This window comes from Methylophilus sp. QUAN (assembly GCF_015354445.1).
Taxonomy (GTDB): Bacteria; Pseudomonadota; Gammaproteobacteria; order Burkholderiales; family Methylophilaceae; genus Methylophilus.
In genome coordinates this window covers 326,954-352,941 of the sequence record NZ_JADKYT010000001.1, presented here as the reverse complement: position 1 = coordinate 352,941, position 25,988 = coordinate 326,954, and the positions used below count along the sequence as shown (strand labels likewise).

Here is a 25,988-nt window from a genome sequence, read left to right as displayed (position 1 = left end):
AGGATTCATTTGTTTTTTAACTTCAATCGTATTTGTTCTGGCAAATTTTCAAGCTTGGGGACAATAACAGTCTTCAAAGGCATTTTTGCTTTGGCTATAGCGGAAGCTATCGCTCCATCAGCACGGAAAAAATCAACATGTGGAACGAATGAAGCATGGTAAACATCACCAAAATCACTCGCTCTTGGCTTTTGACCACTTTGTACGATTGATTTAATTAAGCTTACATAGGTACAAGTCATAGATAACAATGATGGCGTAAGGTCCCAATTTGGAATTTGGGATAATTCGACTTTCTGATCACTCGCAATTTTCTGTGCAATGCTCAAGGGCAAACTCTGAGAGAGCTTAGAAAAGTTTTCTTCTGCCATTTTAGCTGTATCAATACTCTTCAAAGCCAACTTCTTCAGATTATCATTTGAAGATTTAAGGTTTCTATTAAAGTCTACGAGTTGCTCTTTTAAATTCATTCCAATTTCTCGAAGATACGCTGAGTTTGGTATTAACAAATCCCATTGTTTAGCATACCAATGACCAATAGATTCCATATCAACTAACGACTTTTTTGCCTCATTTAATAAATACTTAATTGAACCCGTTTCTAAGAAAACTTTATTGGCGCGCTCAATATTTTCTGGCCGCAAAGGATATTTAGAGCAAAGCTCTTCTACGAATGCTGGTGCTGCATCTTTGATAGTTTTTTTTGCAAACGCAGTGAAATTACCATTTTTCTCGAAAAACTTTCTCTCTGCTATTCTCCGGTTCTTGCGATCCGGTTCAGATGCAATTCTCTGTCTAAACTCGCTTGCAAAATCCACAAATCCATCTTCCATATCAAGCGGGGGAAACCAAACTCCCTCATCATTTAATATTTCAATCAAGGACTCATTAGTTGCACCTAATCTCAATGCTTCCATTTTTATAATTTTTATAGGAGTAACGAAGCATTTGTACCCACATAATTTCTTGATATAAGAAAATCGCTTATGCGCTAAGTCAACATACAGGGGCTCTGTTGGCGCGGCCTCAATAACATGTACATGGCTAAATCTGAATTCTATTAACCCCTCATCTTTTAAAGAAAAAAGCTCTTTTTCAATTTCTACTAACTCTCGAGTACGTCTCGTATCGTCAGATAAATTGGATATATCAGAACTATCCAAGTAGATTATTAATGGTTTATGCATAGGTAATAAAAAAGGAGCCGAAGCTCCTTTTATTTAATTAACGATTAACCGCACTTACTATCGCCGCAGTTCAAGCAAGTCATGCATCCATCCATCAGGATGCTGGCTTTGGTATTACACTTCTTGCAAAGCTGCGCACCTTTTGGGAAGCCTTCGTCGTTTGATTCTTCACCTGATTTGGCGTGTTTTTCCAGGTATTCCGCTTTTTTCTCTTCCACCAGTTTTTGCTGATGTTCGTCTAAGCCTGGCTTTTTCAACATGCCGATTTCTTGCAGGTGTTTTTCCACTACTTCACCAATCTCTGCTACCAGGCTAGGCACAAATTTGCCGCCTTTTTTGAAGTAACCGCCTGAAGGTTCAAACACGCTTTTCAATTCTTCTACCAGGAAGGTGACATCGCCACCTTTGCGGAACACGGCGGACATGACGCGGGTCAGCGCGACTATCCACTGGAAGTGCTCCATGTTTTTGGAGTTGATGAAGATCTCAAACGGACGGCGGTGCTCTTGTGGCGTGCCTTCGTACATGATGACGTCGTTGATGGTGATGTAGAGCGCGTGCTCAGTCACCGGCGTTTTGATTTTGTAGGTGTTACCCACGAGCATATCTGGGCGGCTCAATGGTTCACCCATTTGAATGATGTTTGCGACAGGCGCTGCTGCGGCCTCGGCTGCTTTTTTGTCTTCATCGGTCACCAGTTTGTAGGCGGTGATTTTTTTGTCGATTTTGATTGCCATGTTGTTCTCCCTATTGGAGCTTAATTTTTCAATAAATTCAATCTTTTAACATTCTCAAATTTTAGATGGTTGCCGTTGCGAGCGAAGCCAGTGCCAGGCGAAAAGCGGTTTTAAACCGGAGTGTACAAATAGTACATGAGGATTTAAAACTGCTTTTTAACGCCGCAATGGCGAGCGCAGCAGGCAAACACTAAAATTTTCCGTAATAGCCTTCTTTAAAGGCGTCGAATAAGTTGGCCGCTGTGTGGATTTCTCCGTCGTATTCAATCTCTTCATTACCTTTGGCTTCAATCTCAGTGCCATCTTCCAAGGTGAATTTGTACGTGGTGCTTTCGAGGTCTTTCTCGGTCACCAATACACCCTGGAATGCCTCAGGATTGAAACGGAAAGTCGTACAACCTTTCAGGCCTTTGTCATACGCGTAGAGGTAGATGTTTTTGAAATCCTCAAAGTCGTAATCGGTCGGCACGTTAATGGTTTTGGAGATGGAGCTATCAATCCATTTTTGTGCGGCGGCCTGAATATCGACGTGCGCTTTCGCCATGATGGTGGATGAATCGAGGAAGTAATCCGGCAATTGCTCTTCCGGCTTGTCGCTGAACGGCATGGCGTTGGCATTCACCAGTTCGCGATAAGCCAGCAGCTCGTAGCTGAATACATCTACTTTCTCTTTGGACTTTTTGCCTTCACGGATGACGTTACGGGCATAGTGGTGGGCAAAGCTAGGCTCGATACCGTTACTGGCGTTGTTGGCCAGGCTCAGTGAAATCGTACCGGTTGGCGCGATGGAACTGTGGTGGGTAAAACGCACGCCTTTGGTCGCGATCTGGTTACGCAGGCCTTCAGGGAATTGCTGCATGTAGCGGCTGTATTTACCCAGCAACACTTTACCGGCAAGTTTCTGGCCAACCTTGATGCCATCGGCGGCCATTTCCGGGCGTACGCGCAGCATGTCGGCGGTGACTTCAAATTTCTCGTCCATGATCGGTGCCGGGCCTTTTTCTTCAGCCAGTTGCACGCCAACTTCCCAGCCCACTTCGGCCATGATGCGGGTGACTTCTTCAGTGAATTTCACTGAGTCTTCTTCACCATATTTCATTTTGAGCATGGTCAGGGTTGAACCCAGGCCCAGGTAGCCCATGCCGTGACGGCGTTTGCGGGCGATTTCCTGACGCTGTTGCTCCAATGGCAGGCCGTTGATTTCCACCACGTTATCCAGCATGCGGGTGAACACGCCGACCACTTCGCGGTATTCGTCCCAGTCAAAATGCGCGTCGTCGGTGAATGGCTGGCGTACAAACTTGGTAAGGTTGACGGAACCCAGCAGGCAGGCGCCGTAAGGTGGCAATGGTTGCTCGCCACATGGGTTGGTGGCGCGGATGTTTTCGCAGAACCAGTTGTTGTTCATCTCGTTGACGCGATCGATGAGGATAAAGCCTGGCTCGGCAAAGTCGTAGGTGGAAGACATAATCACGTCCCACAGACGGCGCGCCTTGATGGTTTTGTAGATACGGCAAGCGACTTTACCGGCCTCAGGGCCTTCAGTTTTGGTCAGGTATTTGCCTTTGATCGGCCAGTCACGCCACACCACTTGTGACTCGTCATTCACATTGAGGCCATCAATAATGGCTTCTTTCTCGGTGACCGGGAAGGCCAAACGCCATTCAGCATCGGCTTTCACGGCCTCCATAAATTCTTTGGTAATCAGGCAGCTCAGGTTGAACTGGCGCAGACGGCCGTTTTCACGTTTGGCTTTAATAAAGTCCGTCACGTCAGGATGCGAAATATCAAAGGTGGCCATTTGTGCACCACGGCGGCCACCGGCAGATGAGACGGTGAAACACATTTTGTCGTAGATATCCATAAACGACAGCGGGCCGGAAGTATAAGCCCCGGCACCGGCCACAAATGCGCCTTTTGGACGCAAGGTAGAAAACTCGTAACCGATACCGCAACCGGCTTTAAGGGTCAGGCCAGCTTCGTGTACTTTGCCCAGGATATTGTCCATGCTGTCTTCGACCACGCCGGAAACAGTACAGTTAATGGTAGAAGTGGCTGGCTTGTGCTCTTGCGCACCAGCGTTGGAGGTAATGCGGCCTGCCGGAATCGCGCCACGACGCAATGCCCACAGGAATTTTTCGTGCCATTCGGCTTTTTTGGCTTCGGTGGTTTCAACATCAGCCAATGCGCGTGCCACGCGGCTGTAAGAGTCGTCCATGTCTTGATCAACATGCTCACCAGATTTAGTTTTGAGACGGTATTTCTTGTCCCAAATATCAAGCGAGACAGGCTGCACCGGAATATCGACGGCGACCTCTTCTGAATGGACTTTCTTTTGTTCAACGGCTTTCAGCATTGAGTTCTCCCACCTTTGGTGATTCTTATTAATTGATAACGCGCTGTGAACCGGAAAAAACCCCTGCGGCTGACAACGCGTTGGCACGAAGATTGGCTTGAAACAAGCATTTGCGGGCTTATTTTGCCGCACACGATGGCTTGTGTTGCAGCCCCAATCAAACACAACATCTTGTGTTGGTGGCAGTAATTTATGCCTATATTTTGTTGACGTCAACCCATTTTTTACGCCTTTTTTTGGTGCGTATTGCTTGCATTCTTGCAATCACTTTTACTACAAGGCCTCAGGCATAGGTGAGTCATCACTCTCGTGTTTTGCATGCATTTCATTGGTGCGTGCCAACAAGATGTCAGCGCAAATATGCGAGAATAACGCCATGCCAAGATTCGTCTATACCCTGCTCATGTTCGCGGTAGCCGCCCTGCTGCCCCTCAAGCTATTCTGGCGCGGCCTCAAGCAACCTGAATACCGCCAGCATGTGGGTGAACGCTACGGCTTTTACACACAATCCGTTAATGCACCTGTCATTTGGGTGCATTGTGTTTCGGTGGGTGAAACACGCGCCACACAACCACTGATTCAAGCCCTGCTGGCACACTATCCGCAACACCAGCTCTTGATCACCCACGGCACGCCCACCGGCCGCGACACCAGCAGTCAGCTCTTTAAGCAGGAAATTGCCAATGGCCGTGTGCTGCAAGCCTACCTGCCGGTAGATACGCCGGGTGCCAGCAAACGTTTTCTGGCGCACTTCAACCCTGACTTAGGTTTGTTAATGGAAACCGAGCTATGGTTCCATCTCATTAATCAGGCCACGCGGCTAGGCATCCCCATGGCATTGCTGAGTGCCCGCCTCTCACCCAAATCGGCCGCTGGCTACGCCAAACTCGGCGGCCTGACACGCCGCGGTTTGCAACAACTCTCGCTGGTCGCCGCACAAACGGCTGCCGATGCCGAGCGCCTGCAAGTACTGGGGGCACAACATCCCATCATCTGCGGTAATTTGAAATTCGATGTCACGCCGCCCGCAGACAGTGCAGAAAAAGGCGCCTCGCTGCGCCAATTGCTAGGTAAAGACCGCACCGTGTTCATGGCTGCCAGTACGCGTGAAGGTGAAGAGTCATTAATCCTCGATGCCGTGCAAGGCACGGACGTGCTCACGCTGTTAGTGCCGCGCCACCCGCAACGCTTTGCCGAAGTGGAATCACTACTAAAGGCACGCGGCTTGCGTTATGTATTGCGTACAGAACTGGTGCAACCCTTGAATAACGATGTACAGGTGGTGCTGGGCAATAGCATGGGTGAGATGTACACCTATTACGCCGCGAGTGATTTCGCGGTGATGGGTGGCAGTTTGCAGCCGCTGGGGGGGCAGAACCTGATTGAAGCAGCGGCCATGGGCGTGCCAACGATATTGGGGCCGAATATGTTTAATTTTGCGCAAGTGACGCAGGCGGCGGTCGCGGCGAATGCCGCGGTGCAATTAAGTGATGTGGCTGAGTTGCATGGCATGATTGCGGCCCTGGCAGCGGATAGCATGAAAGTGCAAGCCATGGCGCAGGCAGCGAAGGGATTTACGTTGCAGCATAGAGGGACGACACAGAGATTGATGGTAGCAATTGAGCCGCTATTAAAAAAGTAATTCTTTAGCGAAGTACTAATGAGCACTTCAATACACACTCATTATTGTGGCGATTTTTTTCGCCCTTTCGGCGACCATTCTTTCTTATGCTTGTCCATAAGAAAGAAGGCAAAGAACAAGACACCCTAGCTTCCGCTTGTTTCCTGCGTTGCTCGCCAAAATAAGCGGTCACGAAACTCAACCTGGTAGCTCACACACGACGTGAGCTACTGCGGGATTCGGACAGTCGCTCCCTTTCTCCTTATTTTGGCTGCGCTACTCGGCGCGGCAGATAGGGACCCAAAACATCCGCCGGATGCCACCATTTGTTACTTTCATAAACCAATGTGTTTTTTGAATCGTTTAAATTTCTACGCTGTGAGTTTGGTGAGATAAATCCCATTCCATCACGCTGAGTAGCGGAGGCGAAGTGGGAGGTTTCGGCCATCGGCTGTTCGAGTTCCGCAACAAGCCACGTTTTGTGTGGCTTGTCAGGGCGAGTTTCGATGGACGCCCACTTTGCCGAGCAACGCAAGGGAGCCTTTAGGCCGTGATGGCTGGGTGCCCTCCTCTTTGGTTACTTTCTGGGGGGCAAGCACCAGAAAGTGACTCGCCATCAAGGCGAAAAGCAACCGATCCCAATCCCGACACCAAAACAAAACACTAAAGAATTACCTTCCCAGCGCATCAAATAAAAAAGGCGTACCTCTCAGCACGCCCTTTTCATTCGACCCAACATACATTAACCCAAGTTTGGCGCTAACCACCGCTCCAGCCAATCCTTATCCACATTGCGCCGTTTCGCCATATCCTCCAGCTGGTCATTGCCTATTTTATCCACACTGAAATACCTGGACTCAGGATGCGCAAAATAAAAGCCGCTTACTGCTGCCGCTGGCAGCATGGCGTAGCTATCGGTGAGCTGCATGTCGATCTCGGTAGCTTGCAGCACCTTGAACATATCCTCTTTCACCGTGTGGTCGGGGCATGCCGGATAACCCGGTGCCGGACGGATGCCTTTGTATTGCTCTTTAATCAGCGCTTCATTGCTTAAGTCTTCGTCTGCCGCATAGCCCCACAGGTCTTTACGCACGCGCTCGTGCATGTACTCGGCAAAGGCTTCAGCCAGACGATCGGCCAGTGACTTGAACATGATGGCATTGTAGTCATCGTGATTTTTTTCAAAGTCAGCCAGGCGTTTTTCCATGCCCAGGCCAGCAGTCACCGCAAACAGGCCAATGTAATCATCGGTGCCTTTAGGCGCAATAAAGTCAGCCATACACTGGTTCGGTCTGGCGACGCCGTCAATCACCGGTTTTTGCGTTTGCTGGCGCATGCCGTACCAGGTCAGTGCGACCTGGCTGCGGGTGTCATCGGTATAAATCTCGATATCGTCGCTATTGACCTGGTTGGCGGGCAACAAAGCAATGACGCCATTGGCGCTGAGCCAGCGGCCATCAATAATACGCTTGAGCATGACCTGTGCTTCGGCAAACACTTTGGTCGCGGCTTCGCCAACGATTTCATCTTTCAAAATCGCCGGATAGAAACCTGCCAGATCCCAGGTCTGGAAAAACGGGCCCCAGTCTATGTATTGCGCAATCAGCGCGAGATCGATATTTTTAAAGACGCGGCGGCCGATAAACTTAGGCTTCACTGGCGCAGCAGCGCCGGTAAACTCCAATTTCGCGGCGTTGGCGCGCGCATCGGCTAGGCTTAGCATCGGCACACCTTTTTTATTGGCATGCTGATGACGGGCTTTTTCGTAATCGGCTTGAATCTCGGCCAGGTAAGCGCCGCGCGTTTCTGGCGTGAGCAGGTTTTGCATGACGCTGACGGAGCGCGAGGCATCCGGCACGTAAATCACTGGACCTTCATAGTTAGGTGCAATTTTCACCGCCGTGTGCGCACGGGAAGTGGTGGCGCCGCCAATCAGCAACGGCGTCTGGTTTTCGACAAAGTGCGGGTCGCGCTGCATCTCTTTGGCGATATAGGCCATTTCTTCAAGCGACGGCGTAATCAAGCCGCTCAGGCCAATAATGTCGGCGTTTTCACGCTTGGCCATTTCGAGGATTTCCGCCGCGGGCACCATCACGCCCATGTTCACGACCTCAAAATTGTTACACTGCAACACCACCGAAACGATGTTTTTGCCGATGTCGTGCACATCACCCTTCACCGTCGCAATCACCACCTTGCCTTTAGGCTTGGCCACCATACCGGTGCGGCGCTCTTCGGCGGCTTTTTCTTCTTCAATAAATGGAATCAAATGCGCGACGGCAGATTTCATTACGCGAGCGGATTTCACCACCTGCGGCAAAAACATCTTGCCCTGGCCGAACAGGTCACCGACCACGTTCATGCCATCCATCAGCGGGCCTTCGATGACGTGAATCGGGCGACCACCGTTGTTCATAATGCCCTGGCGCACTTCTTCGGTGTCCGCGACGATAAAATCGGTAATGCCATGTACCAGCGCATATTCCAGGCGCTTGCTCGCAGGCACAGGTTGCTCTGGCGTGCCACGCCAAGCCAATGTGGCTTCGGCTTTCTTGCCACCGGCGACCAAGGTCCCGGCGATTTCAATCATGCGCTCAGTTGCGGCCAGCGGATTGTCTGGGTCAACCACACGGTTGAGCACCACGTCTTCGACGCGCTCACGCAACTCGGCCGGAATATCGTCATAGACGCCGACCATGCCAGCATTGACGATACCCATGGTCATGCCCGCCTGGATGGCGTGATAGAGGAACACGGTATGGATGGCTTCACGTGCCGGTTCGTTGCCGCGGAAGCTGAAACTCACGTTAGACACACCGCCGGAAATACGGGCGTATGGCAGGTTTTGTTTGATCCAGCGCGTGGCTTCAATAAAGTATACGGCGTAGTTGTTATGCTCTTCGATACCCGTCGCCACGGCAAAAATATTCGGATCGAAGATGATATCTTCCGGCGGGAAACCGGTGCCGACTAACAAGTCGTAAGCCCGTTTGCAAATTTCGGTTTTACGCGCAAAAGTATCTGCCTGGCCGGTTTCGTCAAACGCCATCACCACCACGGCGGCGCCATAGCGCTGGCATAATTTGGCCTGACGTAAAAACTCGGTTTCGCCTTCTTTCATCGAAATCGAGTTCACAATCGCTTTGCCCTGTACGCACTTCAGGCCCGCCTCAATCACCGCCCATTTGGAGGAGTCGATCATAATAGGCACGCGCGCAATATCAGGCTCAGAGGCAACCAGGTTAAGGAAGTGCGTCATCGCCTTGACCGCATCCAGCATGCCTTCGTCCATGTTGATATCAATCACTTGCGCGCCGTTTTCGACCTGCTGGCGTGCCACGCTGAGTGCTTCTTCGTATTGCTCGTTGATGATCATGCGCGCAAACGCTTTGGAACCGGTGACATTGGTCCGCTCACCGACGTTCACATACAGTGAGCTTTCATCGATGATAAATGGCTCTAAACCGGACAGTTTGGTCGTGATCGGTAGTGTAGGCACCTGGCGTGGTGGCAGGTCTTTAATCGCGTTATAAATGGCGTTGATATGGGGTGGCGTGGTGCCGCAGCAGCCACCGGCAATATTGATAAAACCGCTTTGCGCAAATTCCTTGACCAGGCTGGAAGTCACGTCTGGTGTTTCATCAAAGCCGGTGTCAGACATCGGGTTAGGCAGACCGGCGTTGGGGTAGATACAAACAAAGGTATCGGCCACTTTGCTCAGTTCTTCGGCATACGGGCGCATCAGCGTCGCACCGAGTGCACAGTTCAGGCCCACGGTGAGCGGTTTGACATGGCGCACCGAATGCCAGAATGCAGTTACGGTCTGGCCAGACAGGATACGGCCAGACGCGTCGGTCACCGTACCGGAAATCATGATCGGCCAGGTCTTACCCTGTTCATCAAAGAAACTCTCAATAGCAAACAACGCCGCCTTACAGTTAAGCGTATCGAAGATGGTTTCCACCATCAGGATATCCGCGCCACCATCGACCAGGCCACGAATTTGCTCCATGTATGACGTCACCAGTTGGTCAAAACTGACATTACGTGCAGCCGGATCATTGACATCAGGCGAAATGGAAGCCGTTTTTGGCGTCGGGCCTAATGCGCCCGCGACGAAACGTGGTTTGTCTGGCGTGCTGTATTTGACGCAAGCGGCTTTGGCCAGTTTGGCCGACTCGACGTTCATCTCGTACACCAGGTGCGCCATATGGTAGTCGTCTTGCGCGACGCTGGTGGCGCCAAAGGTATTGGTTTCGATGATGTCGGCCCCGGCGGCGAGGTATTTCTCGTGAATCTCCTGAATCACATGCGGCTGTGTCAGCGTCAGCAGCTCGTTATTGCCTTTGACAAACAGCTCGCGCTCGCCCGGCGGGCCTTGAAAGTCCTTGAAACGCGCACCGCGATAATCCGCTTCCGTCAGCTTGTATTGCTGAATCATGGTGCCCATCGCGCCATCCAGAATCAGGATGCGTTTTGAAAGCGCGTCACGTAACCATTGTTCAGTGGCGGAAATCGACAGTTGCGTCATGCGTATCAACTTGAAAACAAAAGCGATATTTTAACACAAGGGCTTTCTGGCGCTGCGGCTAGAAATTGAAACGGAAGGTGGTCATCAGCACGTGGTTTTCACGGTCCGTGGTACGCGTATTCACGAACTGATTCAGGTAACCAACATCAACATTGGAAAAATCACTAAACTTCCAATTCACGCCGAGGAACAAGCGGTTCTGGTCTATGCCACGCCGCACGCCCCATTCGGTCTGGTTCAGGTTGATAAATAACTCGTCATAAACAACCCACTGCAATTGTGGATGCCATTGGCTAGGCGTGGTCGCCCTGACCATCTGCCGCAAACGGTGGCCGACATCCTGAAAGTCTTCGCGGCGACGTTGCTCAAAGCGCGTGCGGCTGGTGAAAGTAACGTTGGCCACCTCGTCAAACTGGTGTTGAAACTGCTGCCACAGGCGGTTTTCACGCTGCGCAGACTGGCCGGATGGATGACTGATAATGGTGTCATAGCCTAACCAGACGCTGCTGTTCGCGTTGAACTTGTAAAACACCGATGGCCGCAAAATCAACTGGTCAAAATGCTGGCCCTCGTCACGCCAGCGCGGATGCGTGTCCATGCTCCAGTAAAAGTTGTCGGCAGGCAGCTTGCCCTGGGTGTAGATGCTTAGCCAGTAACGACCATCCTCTTCAGTGTCGGCCAGCGCCTGTGGCAGTCCACACACGGCAAACATGAACAAAATGCGGCTCAAAAAAATATAGCTGAATCGGAAAAATGACATTAACATCGCGGCAATCAACAATTGTAAGAATGGGCCCGTCTGATGGACGGACAGACCTATAGGGGATCGCATGATATCAGGTTTGGTTCAACTCTTTTTATGGCAAGGCCTGGGCGAACTGCTGAGCAAGTTCTTTTTGCCGGGCATTCCGGGGCCGGTACTCGGCCTGCTCTTGCTGCTGACATTTTTATGCCTGAAAGGCCAAGTCAATAGCGACCTGGCCATGGTGGCCGACAGCTTTCGCCAGCACCTGGGACTCTTGTTTGTGCCTGCCTCGGTAGGTGTATTGCTGTTTTTGCCCGAACTGCAAACCCATGCATTGGCAGTCGGCACCGCGCTGGTAGTCAGCGTGATCCTGACCATTGCGGTGACCGCCATCGTACTCAAAGTGTTCTGGTATTTCTCGCTCAAGCGTCACAAACATATCACCATCAACAAGGGGCAACGCCATGAATAAGCGTATCCCGATTTCCGAGATCTGGGTCTACCTGTCTGGCGACCCGCTATTTGCGCTGATTATTACATTGGCCACTTACCAGATTGGCTACCTGCTGTATGTGCGCGCCAAGCGCAATCCGCTGGTCAACCCGGTCGCCATCTCGGTGGTACTGACTTGCCTGGCCATTGCATTGCTTGACATGCCGTATGAGAAATATTTTGAAGGCGCGCAGTTTGTGCACTTCTTACTCGGCACAGCCACGGTGGCTTTAGCGGTGCCAATTTACAATGGCTTTAAGCGCATGCAGGGCAAGATTTTTCATATCTGGGTGGCACTCACGGTTGGCAGTACGGTGTCTATCGTCAGCGCGGTGGCCATCGCCAAATGGATGGGCGCAAGCGACAATATTATCGGCAGCATGTATGCCAAATCGGTCACCGCACCGATTGCCATGGGCATAGCCGAGCGACTCAATGTGTCTCCCACCCTAACCGCAGTGTTTACCGTAATCACCGGCATGCTAGGGACGATTCTGGCGCCCTATATATTAAATAGCGTGAAAGTGCATCAATGGTGGATACGTGGTACCGCCATTGGCGTCGGCGCGCATGGGCTGGGCATTACGCGCGCGTTTAGCGTCAACGAAGAGGCTGGCGTCTATGCCAGCATGGCGATGGGGCTCAACGGGGTGATTAGTGCGATCGGGCTGCCTATCGTCTTGACTTATTTGCGGCCACACCTGGGGTTTTAGCCACTAATAAAACATTCTATTTCGCCTCTCGGCGAGTCACTTTCTGGTGCTTGTCCCCCAGAAAGTAACCAAAGAGGAAGACACCCAGCCATCACGGCCTTCGGCTCCCTTGCGTTGCTCAACAAAGTGGGCGCCCATCGAAACTCGCCCTGGCGGCTTGCACACCCCGCAAGCCACTGCGGAACTCAAACAGCCGATGGCCGACTTCCCCCACTTCGCCTGCGCTACTCAGCGTGATGGAATGGGAGCTGTCTCGCCAAACTCACAGCGTAACAATTTGAACAGTTGCAAAAACAGATTGGTTTGTTAAAAGCACTAATGGTGGCGCTCAGTTGGTGTTCGGGGTCCCCATCTGCCGCGCCGAGCAACGCAGGGTTGACGGGGGCTTTCGGCAAGCAACTGTTTGAGTTCCGTAGGAGCGAGTTTTTGATTGCCGCCCGTCAAGCCGAGTAGCACAGGAAATAAGCGGAAGCTGGGGTGCATTTCTTTTGGTTACTTGTTCTTTGGGCAAGCAAAGAAAAGTAACTCGCCGAAAGGGCGAAAAGCATCCTTCCAACCACCACAAAGCCCGCATGGGCAGGATGCCCACCCTACGACGACTTCTTTAGCTACTTGCCTTAAGGACAAGCACCAGACAGACTCACCGACAAGGCGAAAAAGTAGGTGATCATCTCCAAAACAGCGCAAACGACCGCACCAACTTGGTGCAATCAAAACTGACAGCCAGCTTACAAAAGGCACTTTTCTTCGAACTCGGCGCGACAGCGTATTGTCATTCGCTATGCATAAGGGTACATTGTAAGCAATGTAAAGAGCTTTATCTCCGTATTACCAAGGCTCAACTCCTGCTTGTTTTTAATATTGGCTTTTGATTTCTTTCCATACACTCATCGCATGCAAAAACATCTGAACACCGCCGCGTTGCAGCTCAGACTGTGGGTCGTCACAGTGCTGCTGGCCGTGCTCGGCTTTGCATTGGTCGCTGAGTTTTCAGATCACTCCAGCTACAGTGACGACACCGTGCGTGTACGCGTGGCCGAAGTCGTTGAATACTCCGGTGATGGTGAAACACCCTTTTCTTCCCTTACCCCACTGATTTCCCCACCCGCAAGCATGACAGTTGCTTGCGTGATTCTGTTTGCGTTGCTGGCCTTGCCTCGCCGTCGCGTGACCCCACGCCCGGTGTTTGTTCGTCACCTGCACTCGCGCGCACCACCCGCCAACACCCAGGTGTAATCCGCGTTTGCGCCCTGCACAACGCCGCTGATTGCCACTTTTCCCCTCGTTGTTACCAGCACTCTCATAAGCGTCCTTCCAGGACGGCGCCTAGGCTAGCGGTTGTGGTTTGCAACAAGAAAGGATAGTCTGACGATCAAGACAGGCCCCTGCAGCCAGGCATTCGCCAACCACCTGTTTTTTGCAAGTATTTCTCTTCATTTTTTAAGATAAGAACACACTATGATTAAACAGAACTTAATCGTTTTAGGCTTGCTTGGCTCCCTGCTCAGCGCTTGTCATCAGGAAGAGGCGCACGAAGAAGCGCCACCAAAACTAGAGGTCACAACGCCATGGCACAAAGACACCATGATTACCAAGGAATATGTCTGCCAGATTCATGCCATCCAGCATATTGAATTACGCGCGCTGGAGCGCGGCTATTTGCAGGACGTCTATGCCGGTGAAGGCCAGGTCATCAAACAGGGGCAACCCATGTTCAAGATTATGCCCAATGTCTACCAGGTCGACTTGCTGAAAGCACAGGCAGAAGCCAAAACGGTGCAAATCGAGTATGAAAACACCAAGGCACTGGCTGAGAAAAACATTGTCTCGCAAAATGAACTGGCCCTGGGCAAAGCCAAACTGGATAAAGCCAATGCCGAAGTGCAGCTGGCACAAACCCACCTCAACTTTACCAATATCAATGCGCCGTTCACCGGCATCATGGACCATTTGCTGGTGCGAAAAGGCAGCTTGCTGGACGAAGGTGATTTGCTGACCACCTTGTCTGACAACAGCCGCATGTGGGTGTATTTCAACGTGCCTGAAGCGGAATACCTAGACTTCAAGATTCACCAAAAAAACGAAAAAGGTGTGCCGGTGCAATTGCGCATGGCCAATGGCGCCTTGTTTGACCAGGCTGGTGCGATTGAAACCGTCGAAGCCGACTTTGACAATAAAACCGGCAACATTGAGTTCCGGGCCGACTTCCCTAACCCGCACGGTTTATTACGTCATGGCGAAACCGGCACTATTTTGCTGGAAGTCCCTTACCCGAATGCCATGCTGATCCCGCAAAAAGCCACCTTTGAAGTGCTGGATAAGACCTTCGTTTATGTGGTGAACAAAGACCACAAGATCGAACAGCGCATGATTCAAATTGCCGCTGAACTGCCCCATTTGTTTATCGTGAAATCCGGCCTCAAAGACACCGACACGGTGTTGCTGGAGGGCTTGCGCCGCGTCAGAAACGGACAAAAAATCGACACCGACTACAGAGCACCTGAAAAAGTCGTTCCTGAGCTGGAACTGTACGCAGAATAATCTTAAGGTGAAAAAAACATGTTAAACATCTTCCTCAGACGACCGGTGATGGCGATTGTGCTATCGCTGGTCATGATTTTCCTCGGCTTTCTGTCGATCAAAACCCTGCCGATTTCGCAGTTTCCGGAAATTGCCCCGCCGCGCGTGATCGTCACGCTGGCTTTCCCAGGTTCCAGTGCCGACGTCCTGGTGCAGTCTTCCCTGATTTCGATCGAGCGCGCCATCAACGGGGTGCCAGGCATGAAATACATTGTGTCTGACGCCACCAGCGCCGGTGAAGCGACGATACAGGTGATTTTTGACCTCGGCGTAGACCCGAACGCGGCCATGGTGCTGGTGAAAACCAGGCTGGACCAGGTCATGAGTAAACTACCGCCCCTGGTGCAGTTAGAGGGGGTGATCGTCAACACCGTACAGCCGAGCATGCTGATGTATGTGAACCTGTACAGTAAAGATAAAAATGCCGACGAGAAATTCCTGTTTAACTACGTCAACGTCAGCGTCATTCCTGAAATTCAGCGTGTCCACGGTATTGCGCAAGCGCAGAACCTGGGTAGCCGCCAGTTTGCGATGCGTATCTGGCTCAACCCGGAACGCATGCGGGCTTACAAGATCTCGTCCAAAGACGTGATGGATGCCATCAGCAGCCAGAGCGTGATTGGCCGCCCAGGTCGTTTGGGCCAGAGCTCGGGGATTTACGCCCAATCCAAAGAGTATGTACTGGTTTACAAAGGCCGCTACAACAAGCCTGAAGAGTATGGAAACATTATTATCCGCGCCGATTCCAATGGTGAAATCCTGCACCTCAGGGATATTGCCAAGATTGAGTTAGGCAGTGAGTTTTTTGATATTTACTCCAACAAAGACGGCTACCCATCTGCCGCGATTGTGCTCAAGCAAAACTATGGCACTAACGCCAGTGAAGTGATTGCTGACGTAAAAACCAAAATGGAAGAGCTGAAGCAAAGCTTTCCGGCTGGTATGGATTACGAAATCAATTACGACGTCTCCAAGTTCCTCGACGCCTCGATTGAAAAAGTCATTCACACGCTGGCAGAAGCTTTTGTCCTGGTCGCGCTGGTGGTGTTTATCTTCCTCGGTGACTGGCGCTCAACGCTGATCCCCACGCTGGCAGTGCCTATTTCGCTGATTGGTGCCTTCTTTGTCATGAAGGCATTTGGGCTCAGTATTAACCTGGTCACGCTGTTCGCCCTCGTGCTCGCCATTGGCGTGGTGGTGGATGACGCCATTGTGGTGGTGGAAGCCGTGCATGCCAAAATGGCCTCTGACCATGTCGGCCCCTACAAAGCGGTGCAACGCGTGCTGGGTGAAATCGGCGGCGCCATTGTGGCCATTACATTATTGATGACCTCCGTATTTATCCCGATCACCTTTATGCCAGGCCCGGTCGGCGTGTTCTACCGCCAGTTCGCCATTACCATGGCCTCCTCAATCGTGTTGTCCGGTATTGTGGCGCTGACATTAACGCCGGTACTGTGCGCCATGATTCTCAAAGACACCCACGGCCAGCCCAAACGCAAAACACCCATTTCGGTGTTTTTGGATGGCTTTAACTGGGTATTTGAAAAGGTCACCGGCCGTTATACCAACTTCCTGGAAAAAGTGGTCACCCTGCGTACCGTGACCTTTGTCGTGCTGGCGCTGTTCTCAGCCGGTATTTTCTATGTCGACAAAATCCTGCCTGCCGGGTTTATCCCAGGTGAAGACCAGGGCATGATTTACGCCATTATCCAGACGCCTCCAGGCTCAACACTGGAAACCACCAACAAGGTAGCACGTCACCTGCAAACACTGGCCAAGCAAGTGGAAGGCGTGGAGTCTGTCTCCTCACTGGCGGGTTATGAAGTACTGACCGAGGGCCGTGGCTCCAACGCGGGGACGTGTATTATCAACCTCAAGGACTGGTCTGAGCGTAAACAGTCAGTGAAACAGATCATCGAAGAGCTGGAAGAAAAAACCAAGAACTTCGGTGCGGTGGTGGAGTACTTCCAACCGCCAGCCGTGCCTGGTTATGGTGCGGCGTCTGGCCTATCCCTGCGCTTGCTGGATAAAACCACCAGCGCGGACTACTACGTGTTTGACAAGATCAACAAGGAGTTCATGCAGAACCTGGGCAAGCGCAAGGAATTGACTGGCCTGTTCACATTCTACGCAGCGAACTACCCGCAGTATGAGTTGATTATCGACAACCAGTTGGCAATGCAGAAGAAAGTATCGATCGAAGATGCCATGAACAACCTGGACATCCTGATCGGCAGTACTTACGAGCAAGGCTTTATCCGCTTTAATAACTTCTTCAAGGTGTATACCCAGGCCGGACCTGAGTTCCGTCGTTACCCCAGTGACGTGCTGAACTATTTTGTGAAAAACGAAGAGGGTGAAATGGTGCCCTACTCCGCCTTCATGACCCTGAAGAAACGCCAGGGCCCTAACGAGATCACCCGTTACAACCTGTACAACTCAGCGGCGATCCGTGCTGAACCGGCACCGGGTTACACCACGGAATCGGCCATCAATGCCGTGAAAGAAGTCGCACGCGCCACGCTGCCTAAAGGCTACGATATTGCATGGGAAGGCCTGTCTTACGACGAAGAGAAACGTGGCAATGAAGCACTGATGATCTTTATCGTGGTACTGGTATTTGTCTACATGGTGTTGGCCGCGCAGTATGAAAGCTTTATCTTGCCGTTCGCGGTGATCCTGTCCTTGCCTGCCGGTATTTTTGGCTCGCTGTTTCTGCTCAAGATACTGGGACTAGCCAACGATATTTACGCGCAGGTTGGCCTGATTATGCTGATTGGTCTGCTGGGTAAAAACGCCGTATTGATTGTGGAATTTGCCGTGCAGAAACATGGCCAGGGCATGTCTATCCGCGATGCGGCGATTGAAGGCGCCAAAACCCGTTTCCGCCCTATCCTGATGACCTCGTTTGCCTTTATTGCAGGCTTGATTCCATTAGTGATTGCAACAGGCGCAGGCGCAGTGGGCAACCGCACCATTGGTACCTCAGCCATGGGTGGCATGCTGTTCGGCACCATCTTCGGGGTGATTGTGATTCCAGGCTTGTATTATATTTTTGGTACCCTGGCTGATCGTAAATCACTGATCCGCAAAGAAGAGACAGAGCCTCTGACCGAGACCTACAAATACAACTCCCATCAGGATGATGATGACGATGAAGAATAAGCATTTAACCTGGATGGTCGCTGGTGCAGTGTCGTTGATGCTGCAATCATGCGCCATCCCATTTATCACCAGCAAGCAGGCAGACACCACGCTGCCTACGCAGTACCAAGAAACTGCCACCCCGGCAGGCAATAGCGCCAGCGTCAAATGGCAGGACTTTTTCGATGACCAGAACCTGGTGGCGCTGATTGATACCGCGGTGAACAACAACAAGGAAATTCATATCATGGCGCAACGGATCACTGTGGCGCAGAATGAAATCCAGGCCCGTAAAGGTGAATATTTGCCATTTGTCGGCATCGGCGCCAGCGCCGATAAAGAGAAGGTCGGCAAGTACACCCGCAATGGCGCCGTTGAAGAAAACCTGGATATCAAGGAAGGCCGTTCCAACCCCAGGTTCCTCGGCAACTACCAGTTTGGCCTGGTGGCGTCGTGGGAGCTGGACGTATGGAAAAAACTGCGTAATGCCACCAAAGTGGCGGTCATGGAATATATGGCCACCATTGAGGGAAAAAACTTCCTGGTCACCAACCTGGTGGCCGAAGTTGCGCATGCCTACTATGAGTTGATTGCACTGGACAACGAGCTGAGCACGCTGGATCAGAATATCAAGATTCAGCAAAATGCGCTGGAAGTGGTCAAGGAATTGCAGCAGTATGCGCGCGCTAACTCACTGGCGGTGAAACGGTTTGAAGCTGAGGTAGAAAAGAACCAGAGTCGCCAGTATGTGTTGAAGCAAAGCATTGTTGAAACCGAAAACCGCATCAACTACCTGTTAGGACGTACTCCGCAACCGATTCAGCGCGCCTCAGCCGATTTTATGCACATGCAAAACAAAGTGATGCAAACCGGCGTGCCTTCAGAGCTATTGGCCAACCGGCCGGATATCCGCCAGGCCGAGCTGGAACTCTCTGCAGCCAAGTTGAATATTGATGTGGCCAAAGCCAACTTCTACCCATCGTTCTCGATCCGGGCAGGGCTGGGCTTTCAGGCGTTTGATCCTAAATACCTGCTCAATATCCCGGCTTCGGTCATGGCCTCCTTCGGCGGTGAACTGGTCGCGCCACTGATCAACCGGAACGCGATTGAAGCGCAATACAAGAGCGCCAATGCCGTGCAGATCCAGGCAGCGTACGACTATGAGCAAAAGATTATCAATGCCTATATGGAAGTGGCGAACCAGATTGCCAATATCGACAACCTGGATAAAAACTACCAGCTAAAAAACAAGCAGGTAGAAGCATTGACGCAATCGATTGACGTGGCCAACCAGCTGTTTAAAGCCGCACGTGCCGACTATATGGAAGTCTTGCTGACACAACGTGATGCGCTGGATGCCAAAATGGAGCTGATTGAAACCAAGCAGCAACAAGTGGCTGCCGTGGTGGATTTATACCGCTCGCTGGGCGGTGGCTGGCAGACGGCGGAAACAACGGCAACCAAGCAATAAGCTTTATTCGTTGCCGCAATAGGGAGAAGCGCCGCTGGCCTTCTCCCTTATTTTTTGTACTCAACCAAGTTGATCAACCAGCGCTCAATCACCACAACCACATAGGCCTGCTCTTCTAACGTCAGTGCCCTGCCCTCAGGAATGCGGTGCCATTTGCTCAAACAGCCACGGCAACAGGTTGCGGTGGCATGCTGAGCCACAAACACCGGGTGGCCGCGCATTGGCGTTTGCTGGCCGTCATTGGCCACCACTGCGGGCGCCAGCCTATCAGCGATAAAGCTTTCAGCATGATCCAGTATCGTAGGCAGGCCCTTTTGCTGCAAATAGTGCAGGTCTTTTGCGTTTAAGCGGAAACCGGTACGAAAGGTAGAGCGTTGCAGGGCTTGAAACAACGACTCCAGATCGCGCATGATTTTTTAATGCAGATGAGAAAGATGCAGGTCGCGCAATTTAGGCGCCTTGATGGCGGTGACACCGACCACGGCAATCGTCATGCAGCCGCCAAATATGACGGACGGCACCAGGCCCATGAGCCTGGCTGTGAGGCCAGACTCAAACGCGCCCAGTTCATTGGATGAGCCAATAAAAATACCGTTAATCGCTGACACACGGCCACGCATATTATCCGGCGTCGCCAGTTGCAGAATGGTTTGCCGCAAGATCACGGATACCGCATCCATCATGCCGGAAATCGCTAAAATCACAATCGCCAGCCAGTAAGTATTGCATAGGCCAAAGGCAATCATGCATAAACCAAACCCGGCCACCGCCAATAATAACCAGCGGCCACTGTGCTCATGAATCGGGTGTTTTGCCAGCCAGAGGCCGGTCACAATCGCCCCCAGCGCAGGCGCCGCACGCAACACGCCCAGACCTTCCGGGCCCATCTGGTAAACATCATGTACAAACGCAGGCAACATGGCGACCGTGCCGCCAAACAACACGGCAAACATATCCAGCAATTGCGCACCCAACACCACCTGCGTGCGCCGTACAAAACGCAAGCCTTCGCCTATGCTGGCAAACACGTTCATGGGCTCATGGTTGTGATGTTCTTGCACGCGTAATGTGGTTGCGGCAATCGCCGCCGCCAGCGCCAATATCGCTGACAAGCCATAAGCAATCGACTTATCGGCAAAGCCAATGAGCAGACCACCGATGGCTGGCCCGACAATCAAGCCAATCTGGAACATGGAGCTGCCAATGCCTGAAGCTTTGGCAATGGAGGCACGCGGAATAATCAGCGCAAACAGGGTGTTGTAACTGGGAGAAATCAGCGCCCGCGCAAAGCCGGTAAGCGCCACCGTGCCATAAATCCACCACTCGGTATGCTGTGGATGATGCTGTGCAATCAACACCAGCAAACCCGCATTCACCGATAGGAATAAAGCCGAAACCACGGCAAAGCCACGCCGCGAAAAATAATGATCCACCGCATGCCCGGCAAACAGGGCGCTACCCATATAAGGGATGACTTCAGCGAGACCGATCAGGCCTAGCGACCAGGGGTCGTGGGTGATTTCATAAATATGCCAGCCGATGGCAACCATCATCATTTGGTAGGACAGCACCATAAAAATACGATAGGTCAGCAACTTGGGGAACGCATAGCCCTGATGGGCAAGAATCTGACGAACGGATAAGGACATGGCGTCTATTATACGCTATCCCTACCAGCGGCCTGTGTATTGGCATCTTGCCGCAGAATCCCCTAAAATAGCCAGGCGGGTGCAGTGAATCAGGCAGTAGGCGGCAACGCTGATGAGCCGTCGTTGACCTCGTGCGACCCTGCCGATATAGATGAGGCGCACCCGCCTCAGTCAAACGAAGAGAATAGGCGCACCCGCCCGGACCGCTTGTCAGGAACGCTACTATGCGCCACCTTTATCACTGTTTGCTAAGCACACTATTAACCGTAATAGCTCTCGGCTTGCCAATGCCGGTGCAGGCACAAGAGGTGATGCAGGTGTGGGTGACGGTCGACTGGGAAGGTTTGTCACTAGAAGACGACAACCTGCAAGCCATACAAAAGTTTAGGCAGCAGTTTCCGCAGGTACCATTACTGCACCTGATTAATCCTGCTTACTTTATCCAGCCAGGCGTCAACCGCGCGCAAATTGGCAGCCAGATTCGCAGCACCTTGTTGCCACACGACACCATCGGCCTGCATATACACCCCACGCGCACACTGGTGAAATATTGCGGAATCAGCTATCAAGCCGAGCCTTCCATTTCCGGCGCTGACGAGCACTGCACACAGGCCAGTTGCGGCCACACCGTCAGCCTGGAATATGCTTATAGCCAGACGGAACTGACACGCCTGGTCAGTTGCGCCAGCGAGTTGATGGTCAGCAACGGCTTCAAATATCCGCGCCATTTTCGGGCAGGCGCCTGGCAGTTTGGCCCCAAATTGCAAGCGGCACTGGAAGCCAATCATTTCTTATGGGACAGCTCGCGTATTGATGCCAACTTGCTCACCACACGCTGGCATGCTGACAGCCCCTTAGTAAAATTGCTACAGCAATTGCACCCGCAAAGCACGCCCTTCGACCAACCCTATGCGCTGGGCTATCAGTTGATGGAGTATCCGGATAACGCCGCCATGGCCGATTACACCAGCACCAAACAATTACTGAGCCAGTTTGAGCAATTACTCAGCACCCAACGGCCAGTGATGGTGATGGGCTTTCACCAGGAATCTGCCGCGGAGTATTTATTGCGTTTGGAGCGCACCATCCCGCGTATGGAACAGTTGGCCAAACAGAAAAATGTGCGTATCGAATGGATGCCTTAAGCTATGGATTTGTTTGCTGAACAAGCGGCAGCACACATCCCTCTCGCCGAGGGGGCTGTCTGGTTACCAGGATTTGCCTTGCCCTATATGCCAGCGCTGTGGCCTTGCCTGCAGCAACACCTGTCTGCACACCCAGCACAGCAGATGATGACGCCCATGGGGCATCCCATGTCCGTCAAGACCAGCAGCATGGGCCACTGGGGCTGGGTCAGCAGCCCGCAAGGCTATGGTTACAGCGCACATGACCCGGTGCGCCAACAACCATGGCCAGCGATTCCGGCAGTGATCATGGCCCTGGCTGCAGCAGCTGCCGAAAAGGCAGGCTACCCAACATTTACCCCCGATAGCTGCCTGATCAACCTTTATGCGCCCGGCAGCAAAATGGGCTTGCACCAGGATAAAGACGAAACAGACTTTTCACAGCCCATCGTCTCCGTATCCATAGGCCTTCCAGCGACATTCCTGTTTGGCGGCGCCCAACGGAGTGACAAAGCAGTGCGTATTCCCCTGCAACATGGCGATGTGGTGGTATGGGGAGGTGAGAGTCGGCGCTATTATCACGGTGTGGCTGCCATCAAACCCAACCAGCACCCGCTCGTAGGCAACAGGCGTATTAACCTCACATTAAGAAAAGCAAAGTAACCCACAATCACCGCCCCGCAGACGCTCATACACCCGCAAAAAAGTCTGCACAACTTCTGATTAACATCAAAAATCCGCCTCACTTCCGGGTTGCATCTGTTTCTCAAAAGAGTAAACTGAAACTGTCTTATCGAACTTTCACTTCTTTTTTATAGGTGAAACAATCCGATGGGATAATTTCAGAAAAAGGAGTTTGTCATGAATTTACAACTTACAGGACATCATTTAGAAATCACTCCGGCACTGCGTGAGTACGTGTCATCCAAGTTCTCCCGCATCAGCAATCACTTCGATCATGTGATTGATGTCAAAGTCACCATGTCTGTTGAAAAGCTTGCCCAAAAGGTTGAAGCGACACTGCATGTACCAGGCAACGATTTGCACGCGGCTTGCAGCGACGAGAATATGTATAGTGCCATCGACATGCTTACTGACAAACTTGACCGTCAGGTATTGAAACATAAGGAAAAAAACGGTGACCACCATAAATCTGGTGGCGCAGTCAAACACCAGTTAAGTTCCTAAGTCTTGCCTACGATTCTCTACCCGTACGGGTAGAGAATTCACCCCACCCCTCAGCACATCACTTTTACGTCGTTTCACCGCTTTTACGTCAATTCACGCCCGACACACCACATTCAGTTGTAAAATGGCTGTCAATTCCATGTTTACATGTTGATAACGCGTATGGCGCAAATCTCAGTCGCTGATTTGTACAAACAGATTCGCAGCAAACTCAAATTGAAATGGGTGGCAGGCGAGTCTGGCAGTCAAAAAATACTGAATTCCGGCACTGTCACCAAACCTTCATTGGCATTGGTCGGGCATTTGAATTTTGTGCACCCTAACCGCGTGCAAGTGCTAGGCTGTGCCGAAATGGATTACCTGGCGGGCCTGAGCATCCTCGCGCTGCAACAGGCGGTGAGCAATTTATTTTCAACCGACCTGGCCATGGTAGTCATCGCCAACGGTGAAAAAGTGCCGCCCATCATGCTGGAAGCCGCCCAGCAAACACAAACCCCTTTATTTACCACGCCCATGATCAGCCCGCAGCTCATGGAGTTGCTCAGCCATTATCTGGCGGTGTCCACCGCAGAAACCACCAGCATGCACGGCGTGTTTATGGAAGTGCAGGGGTTTGGCGTGCTGATTACCGGTAGTGCGGCGATTGGTAAAAGCGAACTCGCGCTGGAGCTGATTTCACGCGGGCACCGGCTGGTGGCAGATGATATTGTCGACTTTTACCGTATCTCCCCCGAGCGCATTGAAGGGCGTTGCCCCGAGTTGTTGCAGGATTTTCTGGAGGTGCGCGGCCTGGGCATTTTGAACATCCGCGCACTCTATGGCGATAATGCGGTCAAACCGACTAAACCGCTGGATATGATGATACAGCTGGAACTGGCCGATGAAATGAAGCCGCAAGACCTGGACCGTTTGAGTGCAAACCGGCAAACCCAGCATGTGCTGGATGTTGAGGTCAGCAAGGTCATTATCCCGATTGCGGCTGGCCGAAACATTGCGGTGCTGGTTGAAGCCGCCGTGCGTAACCATATGCTGTTGCTGCGCGGCGTCAATGCCACCAAGCAGCTCACCCAGCGGCAAAAACAAATCATGCTCAGAGAAAGCAAATTACGATGAACAAAAAGTGGTCACGCGCATGCAACTGGTGATTGTCACAGGCTTATCAGGCTCGGGTAAAACCATCGCGCTGCGTGTGTTTGAAGACAGCGGTTATTACTGTATTGATAACCTGCCCGCCACCCTGCTGCCGCATATTCAAAGCCACGTTGCCGACCGCGATGCCGCCAAGGTAGCCGTCAGCATTGATAGCCGCAGCATTGCCATTGAATCTTTGGCCGACATCGTACAAGCCCTGAAAACACAAGGCATTGCCGTGCATCTGCTGTTTCTGGATGCCAGCCTGGAAACCCTGGTCAAACGCTTTTCTGAAACACGCCGCAAACATCCACTCAGCACACCTGATCAGGCGCTGGCTGAAAGCATTAACCACGAACGCGACCTGCTCTCTGGCCTGAATAACCTGGGGCATCATGTAGACACCAGCAATTTGTCAGCCAATGCCTTGCGCCACCATACGCGCGACTGGATGCTGCAAATTGAGCAAGGCTACCAAGAAGCACGGCCGCACTCGCTGGTGTTATCGTTTATTTCGTTCGGCTTCAAACATGGCATCCCACTGGATGCCGACTTTGTGTTTGATGTGCGCAGCCTGCCCAACCCGCATTACGACCCAGTTTTGCGTCCTTACAATGGCAAACAAGCGCCTATCCAGCAATTTTTACAAAACGAAGCCATGGTGCTTGAAATGCAGCGTGACATTCAGCACTATATAGAAAAATGGCTACCAAGCTTTTATCACGACCATCGCAGCTATGTCACCATCGGCATTGGCTGCACAGGGGGGCAACACCGTTCCGTCTATCTGGTGGAACAACTGGGGGCATATTTCAAGCAACAGCATCAGGTCATGATCCGTCATCGTGAATTACAGGATGCCCATGCCACGGTTAGCCCTTAAATTACGGAGTCTGAGAGCAAAATTATGATTGGTGTATTGATTATTGCGCATGGCAGCCTGGGCCCCAGCCTGATCGATTGCGCAACCCATGTGATGGGTAATCGCCCGGCACAGCTGGATTTCCTGGAAATTTCCAAACATGACGACCCGGCCAGCGTATTGCCCAAGGCGCAGGTACTGGTGAAGCAATTGGATAGTGGTCAGGGTGTACTGGTCTTGTCAGATATTTATGGCGCGACGCCCTGCAACATTGTCACTCGCTTGCTAACGCCTGATGAAATTGAAGGCGTCGCCGGGGTCAACCTGCCCATGCTGGTACGTGTGTTGAATTACCGCCATGAAGGCCTGCATTCTTGTATCCAGAAAGCCCTGAGTGGCGGTCGCGATGGCGTCGTCCACTTTACCAAAACCACTTGTCACCACGCCCAATAAC

General features: G+C 51.8%; 20 protein-coding genes. 13 read left to right on the top strand and 7 right to left on the bottom strand.

Translation table 11 applies throughout. The features are described from left to right. Positions 1-5 precede the first annotated feature (5 nt). From INP79_RS01570 to INP79_RS01560, 3 genes are all read right to left on the bottom strand, one after another. Positions 6-1,187: a hypothetical protein gene (locus INP79_RS01570; RefSeq protein WP_194752667.1), complete on the bottom strand. Its 1,182-nt coding sequence runs from the start codon at positions 1,185-1,187 to the stop codon at positions 6-8. A 44-nt stretch (positions 1,188-1,231) separates the two neighbouring features. Continuing rightward, on the bottom strand, positions 1,232-1,924 hold the full coding sequence (locus tag INP79_RS01565; RefSeq protein WP_194752666.1) for an NrdJb: 693 nt from the start codon (positions 1,922-1,924) through the stop codon (positions 1,232-1,234). A 190-nt stretch (positions 1,925-2,114) separates the two neighbouring features. Then, a complete protein-coding gene (locus INP79_RS01560) occupies positions 2,115-4,280 on the bottom strand; it encodes an adenosylcobalamin-dependent ribonucleoside-diphosphate reductase (RefSeq protein WP_194752665.1) in 2,166 nt (721 codons plus the stop codon). Positions 4,281-4,656: 376 nt separating this feature from the next. On the opposite strand from INP79_RS01560, the gene waaA reads away from it, so the two are divergent. Beyond that, positions 4,657-5,922, top strand: a complete 1,266-nt coding sequence (waaA, locus tag INP79_RS01555; RefSeq protein WP_228519674.1) for a lipid IV(A) 3-deoxy-D-manno-octulosonic acid transferase — start codon at positions 4,657-4,659, stop codon at positions 5,920-5,922. A 721-nt stretch (positions 5,923-6,643) separates the two neighbouring features. On the opposite strand, the gene metH is transcribed toward waaA, so the two are convergent. After that, positions 6,644-10,432 (bottom strand): methionine synthase, encoded by a 3,789-nt coding sequence (metH, locus tag INP79_RS01550; protein ID WP_194752664.1) that lies wholly within the window; start codon positions 10,430-10,432, stop codon positions 6,644-6,646. A gap of 58 nt (positions 10,433-10,490) precedes the next feature. After that, complete coding sequence (locus tag INP79_RS01545) at positions 10,491-11,144, bottom strand: DUF2490 domain-containing protein (protein WP_228519673.1); 654 nt, start codon at positions 11,142-11,144, stop codon at positions 10,491-10,493. A 118-nt stretch (positions 11,145-11,262) separates the two neighbouring features. On the opposite strand from INP79_RS01545, the gene INP79_RS01540 reads away from it, so the two are divergent. The 6 genes from INP79_RS01540 (at position 11,263) to INP79_RS01515 (ending at position 19,580) form a co-directional block, all read left to right on the top strand. Continuing rightward, a complete protein-coding gene (locus INP79_RS01540) occupies positions 11,263-11,649 on the top strand; it encodes a CidA/LrgA family protein (RefSeq protein WP_194742882.1) in 387 nt (128 codons plus the stop codon). Then, positions 11,642-12,382: an LrgB family protein gene (locus tag INP79_RS01535; RefSeq protein ID WP_194752662.1), complete on the top strand. Its 741-nt coding sequence runs from the start codon at positions 11,642-11,644 to the stop codon at positions 12,380-12,382. The genes INP79_RS01540 and INP79_RS01535 overlap by 8 nt, the downstream gene beginning before the upstream one ends. Before the next feature lie 894 nt (positions 12,383-13,276). After that, the gene (locus INP79_RS01530; protein ID WP_194752661.1) at positions 13,277-13,618 is read left to right on the top strand and encodes a hypothetical protein; all 342 of its coding nucleotides are present in this window, start codon (positions 13,277-13,279) and stop codon (positions 13,616-13,618) included. Positions 13,619-13,840: 222 nt separating this feature from the next. Next, entirely contained in the window at positions 13,841-14,923 is a 1,083-nt protein-coding gene (locus INP79_RS01525) for an efflux RND transporter periplasmic adaptor subunit (RefSeq protein WP_194752660.1), read from the top strand. 18 nt (positions 14,924-14,941) lie between these two features. Further along, on the top strand, positions 14,942-18,130 hold the full coding sequence (locus INP79_RS01520; protein WP_194752659.1) for an efflux RND transporter permease subunit: 3,189 nt from the start codon (positions 14,942-14,944) through the stop codon (positions 18,128-18,130). Continuing rightward, a complete protein-coding gene (locus INP79_RS01515; protein ID WP_194752658.1) occupies positions 18,120-19,580 on the top strand; it encodes a TolC family protein in 1,461 nt (486 codons plus the stop codon). The genes INP79_RS01520 and INP79_RS01515 overlap by 11 nt, the downstream gene beginning before the upstream one ends. A gap of 47 nt (positions 19,581-19,627) precedes the next feature. Here INP79_RS01515 and INP79_RS01510 read toward each other — a convergent pair whose 3' ends face one another. Both INP79_RS01510 and INP79_RS01505 read right to left on the bottom strand, forming a co-directional pair. Then, positions 19,628-19,990, bottom strand: coding sequence for a DUF4186 domain-containing protein (locus INP79_RS01510; protein WP_194752657.1), 363 nt, complete (start codon positions 19,988-19,990; stop codon positions 19,628-19,630). A gap of 6 nt (positions 19,991-19,996) precedes the next feature. Continuing rightward, on the bottom strand, positions 19,997-21,229 hold the full coding sequence (locus INP79_RS01505) for an MFS transporter (protein ID WP_194752656.1): 1,233 nt from the start codon (positions 21,227-21,229) through the stop codon (positions 19,997-19,999). Between the two features lie 224 nt (positions 21,230-21,453). Here INP79_RS01505 and INP79_RS01500 point away from each other — a divergent pair, with 224 nt between their 5' ends. The 6 genes from INP79_RS01500 to INP79_RS01475 all read left to right on the top strand — a co-directional run bounded on the left by INP79_RS01500 (position 21,454) and on the right by INP79_RS01475 (position 25,987). Then, positions 21,454-22,374, top strand: coding sequence for a hypothetical protein (locus INP79_RS01500; protein ID WP_194752655.1), 921 nt, complete (start codon positions 21,454-21,456; stop codon positions 22,372-22,374). 3 nt (positions 22,375-22,377) lie between these two features. Then, a complete protein-coding gene (gene alkB, locus INP79_RS01495) occupies positions 22,378-23,016 on the top strand; it encodes a DNA oxidative demethylase AlkB (protein ID WP_194752654.1) in 639 nt (212 codons plus the stop codon). A 198-nt stretch (positions 23,017-23,214) separates the two neighbouring features. Continuing rightward, positions 23,215-23,541 carry a ribosome hibernation-promoting factor, HPF/YfiA family gene (gene hpf / locus INP79_RS01490; RefSeq protein ID WP_194752653.1) on the top strand — a complete coding sequence of 109 codons (327 nt, stop codon included), beginning with the start codon at positions 23,215-23,217 and terminating at the stop codon, positions 23,539-23,541. A gap of 162 nt (positions 23,542-23,703) precedes the next feature. Next, positions 23,704-24,654, top strand: a complete 951-nt coding sequence (hprK, locus tag INP79_RS01485) for an HPr(Ser) kinase/phosphatase (RefSeq protein ID WP_194742506.1) — start codon at positions 23,704-23,706, stop codon at positions 24,652-24,654. A 19-nt stretch (positions 24,655-24,673) separates the two neighbouring features. Further along, a complete protein-coding gene (gene rapZ / locus INP79_RS01480) occupies positions 24,674-25,555 on the top strand; it encodes an RNase adapter RapZ (protein ID WP_194752652.1) in 882 nt (293 codons plus the stop codon). Between the two features lie 24 nt (positions 25,556-25,579). Then, positions 25,580-25,987, top strand: a complete 408-nt coding sequence (locus INP79_RS01475) for a PTS sugar transporter subunit IIA (RefSeq protein WP_019881015.1) — start codon at positions 25,580-25,582, stop codon at positions 25,985-25,987. The last annotated feature ends 1 nt before the right edge of the window (position 25,988 follow it).